This window comes from Pseudomonas sp. FSL R10-0399, assembly GCF_009600165.1.
In the GTDB taxonomy this organism is placed as follows: Bacteria; Pseudomonadota; Gammaproteobacteria; order Pseudomonadales; family Pseudomonadaceae; genus Aquipseudomonas; species Aquipseudomonas helleri.
Genome location: NZ_WIWK01000012.1, coordinates 77027 through 84292, shown reverse-complemented (window position 1 = coordinate 84292; position 7266 = coordinate 77027). Strand labels below are relative to the sequence as shown.

The following is a 7266-nucleotide window of genomic DNA, read 5'->3' as shown; positions in this document are numbered from 1 at the left end:
TACTGAGTTCGTGATAGGACATAGTGGCAGCACCGTACCGGAAAGGTCAGGTGTTGCACTCAGTTTTTGCGGCCGCCCACTTTCTCGATGTTGGTAAACACTTGTTGGCCGCTTTCGCGCTTGGCCTTGGCGAACAAGATGGCGCCAGGTGCATACAGCAGGGCCGAGAGCAGCAGGTACTTCAGACCACCGGCATAGATCAGCCAGATCGCGTAGATCAGCGCGACAGAACCGATGATCAGGTCTTTTTTGCGCTCAGCCAGGGCGTTCTCATAAGTCTCGCCGCGCACCGCCAGCAGCAGGCCGTAGGCCGCCGACCAGAGATAAGGCACGAGGATCATCGAGGTCGCCAGATAGATCAGCGACAAGTAGGTGCTTTCCGAGAACAGGGTGATGATCAGGAAAATCTGCACCATTACGTTGGTCAGCCACAGGGCGTTGACCGGTACGTGGTTGGCGTTTTCCTTCTTCAGGAACGCCGGCATGGTGTGGTCTTTGGCGGCCGAGAACATGATCTCTGCACACAGCAGCACCCACGACAGCAGGGCTCCCAGCAAGGACACGATCAAGCCGACGCTGATCAGCACCGCACCCCAGTGGCCGACCACGTGTTCAAGCACGGCCGCCATCGAAGGGTTTTGCAGTTTTGCCAGTTCTGGCTGAGTCATGATGCCCAGCGACAGCACGTTCACCAGCACCAGCAAGAGCAGCACGGTGATAAAACCGATCACGGTGGCGCGACCGACGTCTGAGCGTTTTTCGGCACGAGACGAGAAGATGCTCGCGCCTTCGATACCGATGAACACCCACACGGTGACCAGCATCATGTTGCGCACTTGGTCCATCACGCTGCCCAGCGACGGGTTTTTCAGGCCCCAGATGTCACTGGTGAAGATGTCCAGTTTGAAGGCGAACAGTGCAATCAGAATGAACAGAATCAGCGGCACGACCTTGGCGACGGTGGTCACCAGGTTGATGAACGCTGCTTCCTTGATGCCGCGCAAGACCAGAAAGTGCACGGCCCAGAGCAGGATTGACGCGCCGACGATGGCGGCGACCGTGTTGCCTTCACCGAAGATCGGGAAGAAGTAACCGAGTGTGCTGAACAGCAGCACGAAGTAGCCCACGTTGCCCAGCCAGGCACTGATCCAGTACCCCCAGGCCGACGAAAAGCCCATGTAATCGCCAAACCCGGCCTTGGCGTAGGCGTACACGCCGCCGTCCAGGTCGGGTTTTCGATTGGCCAGGGTCTGGAACACAAATGCGAGGGTCAGCATGCCTACGGCGGTGATTGCCCAGCCGATTAAAATCGCCCCGACATCCGCACTTGCTGCCATGTTTTGCGGCAGCGAAAAGATCCCGCCGCCAATCATTGAACCGACTACCAGAGCAACCAATGCACCTAGTCGAAGTTTTCCAGGAGTGTCAGACATTTAGAGTGACTCCAATCCATGTGAAGTGATGTCTCAGAGGTTATTGCGTTGTTTGCTTACCCTGTTGACTTAGGTCAGGTCATGACTACATTCCATTGTCAGTAGAGCGGGGAGGTCGCTATTGCGCATTTTTATGACGCGCGCTGGAAACCCGGCTCCAGAGGGCTTTCAGGTAATACAGCGGCTTTAATTGATTCGTCGTGGGGAATGAAGCTAGACACTATTTGAGAATTTGCAAATGTGAGCCGAATGTTTCATTTAACGACCTGTGAAATGAAAACGTCATCTGCATCTGCGTTGGTTTTTGGTCTTTAATAGAAAATCTTGCTGTTAAAAAATCAGGCTTATAGCGCAACTTTATTAAACGTGTGGGTCGAACATTTATTTACTCGCAAGTGTCTGTCGCTAGATCAGCAGCATTAATAAAACACCCGACAAAGAGGTAGCGATGTCTCAACAGACCCAGAAGCTTCGGCTCAATGCCTTGATTGCGTTAGTGGTCGGGTCGATGATTGGTGGCGGTATTTTTTCATTGCCACAAAATATTGCCGAACGAGCCGCTGGCGCTGCGGTATTGATCGGTTGGGCAATCACGGCGGTGGGCATGCTGGCGCTGGCTTTTGTGTTCCAGACCCTGGCCAATCGCAAGCCGGAGCTGGATTCGGGGGTGTACGCCTACGCCAAGGCCGGATTTGGCGACTACATGGGCTTTTCGTCGGCCTGGGGGTACTGGATCAGTGCCTGGATGGGCAACGTGGGCTACTTCGTGTTGCTGTTCAGCACCTTGGGTTTTTTCGTCCCCGCGTTTGGCCAAGGCAATACGCCCATTGCCATCGGCTGTGCATCGCTGTTGCTGTGGGGCGTGCATTTTTTGGTGATGCGCGGCATCAAAGAGGCCGCGTTTATCAACCAGCTGACCACCGTGGCGAAAATCGTACCGATCGTGATGTTTATCGTGCTGGCCGCCGTGGCGTTTAAAGCCGACATCTTTACCCGTGACCTGTGGGGCTCAGAAATGCCCAGCGTCGGTAGCGTGATGGACCAGGTGCGCAACATGATGCTGGTCACCGTGTTTGTGTTTATCGGCATCGAAGGCGCCAGTGTTTACTCCGGGCGCGCTGAAAAGCGTTCCGATGTGGGCAAGGCTACCGTGATCGGGTTTCTCGGCGTGCTGGCGTTGCTGGTGCTGGTGAACGTGCTGTCGATGGGCATCATGACTCAGCCCGAACTGGCGCAACTGCAAAACCCGTCCATGGCCGGGGTGCTCAAGCATGTGGTGGGGGATTGGGGGGCGATTCTGATCAGCATCGGCCTGGCGGTTTCATTGCTCGGAGCGCTGCTGTCATGGGCGTTGTTGTGCGCCGAGATTCTGTACGCGACGTCTCGGGATAAAACCATGCCGGCGTTCCTGAAAAAGGAAAACGCCAACCATGTGCCGGTCAACGCCCTATGGCTGACCAATATCATGATTCAGCTGTTTCTGGTCATCACGCTGGTGTCATCGGGCACCTACACCACCCTGATCTACCTCGCCTCATCGATGATTTTGGTGCCGTACTTCTGGTCGGCGGCGTATTCGGTGTTGTTGTGTGTGCGCGGTGAAACCTACGCCAAGGCCAGTCGTAGCCGGGTCAAGGACCTGCTGATAGGTGCCATCGCATTGATCTACGCGATGTGGTTGCTGTATGCGGCGGGGCCCAAATACTTGCTGTTGTCCGCGTTGCTCTATGCGCCGGGGATATTTCTGTTTGCCAAGGCCAAGCGTGAGCAAGGGCAGGCGTTGTTCAAGGGCATAGAGCCGCTGATATTCGCAGCAGTCGTGATTACTGCGCTGGGCGCGGCGTACGGGCTGTACAGCGGGGCGTTAACGCTCTAACCCCCATAAACTGTAGGAGCGAGCTTGCCTCGCGATCTTTTAAAAAATCTAAAGATCGCGAGGCAAGCTCGCTCCTACAGTTATGTGGTTCAGTTACTCGCTCGCCAGCGGCAAGCGTTCCGGGCGGGACCAGATCCACAGGTTGCCCATGCTCATGCCGGCAATGGCCAGGAACACCGGCCAGTCGTGATCAAGTACGTAAAGCATCAACCCGGCACACAGCAGCATGCTGATGGTGGCGCTGACTTTGGCTTTGCGCTGGATGATTTTGCCGTTGCGCCAATTGAACAAAATCGGGCCAAACAAACGGTGGTTTTCGAGCCAGGCACTCAGGCGAGGGGAGCTTTTGGTCGCGGCCCAGGCAGCGAGCAAAATAAATTCGGTGGTGGGTAAGCCAGGGATCACGATGGCGATCAGGCCGATGCCCAAGCTGACGTAGGCCAGCACGCCAAACAGGAAGCGGGCGATTTTGGATGAGGATTGAGTTGGGTGTGTCATAGGCTCAATGCGCAGAAAAAGATACTCGGTCAGCGCTCGCTGACCGAGCAGATCCTGCTTAGGCCAGTTCTGGCTCAGCAGCGTAAGCATGTTCCAGCAATACGGTAAAACGTTCAAACGCGGCGACTGCACCTTTGTCCAGGTCGGCTTCTTCTTCGGCGCTCAGTTCCAGGCCGTCGAGGGTTTTAACGAAGCTCTTCCAGCCTTCAGCACGACCACCGGCCGGTTCGCCCAAGTGGCGCGCACCGAAAGTTTCGCTCAGTTCCAGTGCCACAGCACGCTTGATTAAAAACGCAGCGCCAAGCTTGGAGCCTTCCGATACAAAGATCCAGCCCAAGGCTTCAGCTTTGCTCGGAGCATTGACTGCGCCAGCGACTGGAGCAGGCACCTGAGTGTTCAGGTCAGCCAGGTCAGCCTTGGCTTGTTCTGCACGGCAACGCTCTGGCAGGTCCTGCACGATCTCTTTCAAGGCCGCGTCGGTGTACAGCGCTTGCAGCTCGGATTGGAACAGGTATTGAGCCACAACAAAACGGGCGAAGTTTTCGCGGGTGTCGAAAGGCTTGTGAGCTTTTACCAGTGCATCGAGCTTTTGATGCGGCTCGTTGGTGATCTGGTTCAGGCGTTGAGAACGCAAGGCTGGACGCTGTGCGGTATCAGGAGTGGTCATGCAAATATCCTTGAGAATGAGATGCGCTTTGTAACTAGACGATCAAGAAGACGCATCACAGTAAAAATTCCTCACTGCGCAGCCTGAAAAGACTACGCAGTGGATGTGTCTATCAGATGTCCCACACCAGATTGACCGAGAAGTTGCGACCTGGAGCGGTCAGGCGGTCCATGTTGGCGGGGTTGAGCACACCGGCTTCACCCACGCTGTCGTAGCCGCGCACGTCATCCCAGTTCCAGTATTTCTTGTCGGTCAGGTTGTACAGGCCGGCGTTGACGGTGACGTCCTTGGTGACTTTGTAGAAACCGGTGAGGTCCACTACGCCATAACCTGGCGACTTGAATTGCTTGCTGGTGCCGTCCGGGGCAAAGAAGCTGGTGTTATCCACCTGGTCCTTGCGCTTGACCAGTGTCCAGCTAACCAGAGCGCCGTAGGTTTCCTGGTCGTAGCCCAAGCCCATAACGGCTTTGAGCGGGTTGACGCTGTTGATCGGCTCGCCGTTGTCGTCGTTTTTGCCGTGGGCATAAGCCACTGAACCGCGGGTGTACAGACCTTTTGGTGCACCGAACGCATCCAGGTTCAACTGACCTTTAACCTCGGCACCCTTGATGGTGGCGTGTTTGATGTTGTTGCTCTGGAACGTGGTCTCGCTGTAGCCGGGGGTGATGGCGTCTTCGTTAATGAAGTCGCGGTATTTGTTGTAGAACACCGCTACATCGAATGAACCCGCATCAAACTTGCCACGCAGGCCAGTTTCGAAGCTTTTGCTTTTTTCCGGTTCCAGGTTCGGGTTGGCCGCTACTTTGTAACCGGCCGCCAGGTTTTCGAAGGTGCCGTACAGCGCTTTGGCCGTCGGCGTACGGAAACCTTCCGCGTACTGGCCGTACCAGGTGTATTGCTCAGTCAGGGCGTACGTCAGGCCGAATTTTGGCGATACGCGGTGCCAGATTTTCTTCTCGTCACTGACGTTGGCGCGTTCATCGGCCGGGATCGTGTTGAGAAACTCTTGGGTAATGTGCGGCGTCAGGCGCGTGTAGTCGTAACGCAAGCTCGGTGAGAACGTCCAGTCGTTCCAGCTGATCTGGTCTTGGGCGAACAGGCTGTAGGTGTTGATGGTCGGGTCCGGGAAGTCGCTGGACTTGACCAGATAATCTGACGGGCTGTCAGCGCCGATTGCCGTACAGCCGCGGCCTACTGCCAGGCACGTACCCGAGCCACTGCGCGAGCTGGTGACTTTCTGGTTTTTCAGGGTGGCGCCGTAGGTCAGCAAATGATCGGTTTCACCGATGCTAAAGGCCTTGTCTGCTTGTGCGTCGAGGACCCATTGCTTCTCTTGATACGTGGTGTCGCGAGAGCGCATGACATTGCGGGTGAACGGGAAATAATCTTCCAGCGTGGTCTCGTCGGTTTTGGCGATTTGGTAGTTCAAGCTGGTCTTGATGTGATCAGCAACCAGGCTGTCGACCGTCATGGTGTTGACCAGGCCGAAGCGTTCACGGCTCACCGTGTCGGTGCCGGTACGCGAGCGGTACATGCCCAATGGCTGGCCATTGGTGAACGGCCCGCCGACGGCGCTCTTCACATTGACGTCGTCGTGGTTTTTGTACTTCTCGTAGGTGAAGGCCAGACGGTCGTCATCGTTGTAGTTCCAGCCTGCCTTGGCCAGCACGCTGGTGGTTCTCACGTCTTCAGGGTTGGCCGCGGTACGGGCCAGGCCGTTGCCGCCACGGTCGCCGTACGATTCGGTGTCATGGCCATCGCGCTGGCTAAAGTGCAGCAAACCGTCGAAATCACCCGAGCGACCGGCCACGGTGCCCGACTTGAGCCAGCTGCGATCAGCCGAGCTGTAACCGGTTTTGAGGCGGGCGCCAACGTCCTGGCCCGGCTTGATGATGTCGTCCGGGTCCAGGGTGAAGTAGCTGACGGCACCGCCAATGGCGTTGCTGCCGTACAGCACGGACGCCGGGCCGCGGAGGATTTCTACGCTTTTGATGATTTCAGGGTCAACGTAGTTACGTTGGGTCTGGGCGTAAGGGCCGTTGAAGAACGAGTCCGGGATCTCAACGCCATCGATCTGGGTGAGGATCCGGTCGCCGTCGATGCCGCGAATGTTGTAGCCGGTGATGCCGCCGCGCTGACCGGCGCCGCCTACCGAAACACCCGGCTCATAACGAACCAGGTCTTTGATGGTGTTAACGTTTTCGCGGTCCAGGTCCAGGCGGTCATGAACGGTGACGGTGCTGGGTACGGCGCTGACGTCTTGTGCGTTACGCGTGGCACTGATGGTCACTTGCTGCAAGGCCAGGGTGCCGGAGGTCGCGCTGCGTTTTTCCAGCACGATGTTGTTAGTGCTCAGCTTGCGGTACGTCAGGTTGGTGCCGGTGAGCAGGCGCTCCAGGGCTTTTTCTGGGGTCAGGGAGCCACGTACGCCGGGCGATGCCACATCCTGTGCCAGTTCTGCTGGCAGGCCGACTTGCCATCCGGTCACGCTGCTGAAGTCATTCAACGCAGAGGCGAGTGGCTGCTGAGCGATCGCAAACTTATAACTGCCCACGGAGCGGCTGGCTGGCTGCGGATCGGTTGCGGCCAGGGCCGGTGCGGCCTGTACGCCAGCCATCAGCATGGCAACGGTCAACAACGACAATGTGCACTGGTGCAAGCCGCCAGTGCGAGCGTTGGAAGTGGACCGGCTGTTGAAACGTGTGGGCATTGATAGCGCTCCAGAAGTGACAAGTCTTGTAGTTGCGAAGCTGACTCAAAATGCGAATCAGTTGCATTGATCACAACGAGAC

Annotated in this window: 4 protein-coding genes and 1 pseudogene; 1 reads left to right on the top strand and 4 read right to left on the bottom strand. The window is 56.8% G+C overall.

The genetic code is table 11. The features are described from left to right. Window positions 1-77: 77 nt before the first annotated feature. Window positions 78-1433: pseudogene (gene arcD, locus GHO41_RS05785) on the bottom strand (arginine-ornithine antiporter); the annotation flags it as partial. Between the two features lie 448 nt (window positions 1434-1881). Here arcD (GHO41_RS05785) and arcD (GHO41_RS05780) point away from each other — a divergent pair. Next, complete coding sequence (gene arcD / locus GHO41_RS05780) at window positions 1882-3309, top strand: arginine-ornithine antiporter (protein ID WP_048367966.1); 1428 nt, start codon at window positions 1882-1884, stop codon at window positions 3307-3309. A gap of 93 nt (window positions 3310-3402) precedes the next feature. On the opposite strand, the gene GHO41_RS05775 is transcribed toward arcD (GHO41_RS05780), so the two are convergent. The 3 genes from GHO41_RS05775 to GHO41_RS05765 all read right to left on the bottom strand — a co-directional run bounded on the left by GHO41_RS05775 (window position 3403) and on the right by GHO41_RS05765 (window position 7184). Continuing rightward, window positions 3403-3807, bottom strand: a complete 405-nt coding sequence (locus tag GHO41_RS05775; RefSeq protein ID WP_048368458.1) for a YbaN family protein — start codon at window positions 3805-3807, stop codon at window positions 3403-3405. 58 nt (window positions 3808-3865) lie between these two features. Further along, complete coding sequence (locus GHO41_RS05770; protein ID WP_153329575.1) at window positions 3866-4474, bottom strand: biliverdin-producing heme oxygenase; 609 nt, start codon at window positions 4472-4474, stop codon at window positions 3866-3868. A gap of 112 nt (window positions 4475-4586) precedes the next feature. Beyond that, window positions 4587-7184: a TonB-dependent receptor gene (locus GHO41_RS05765; protein WP_153329577.1), complete on the bottom strand. Its 2598-nt coding sequence runs from the start codon at window positions 7182-7184 to the stop codon at window positions 4587-4589. Window positions 7185-7266 lie beyond the last annotated feature (82 nt).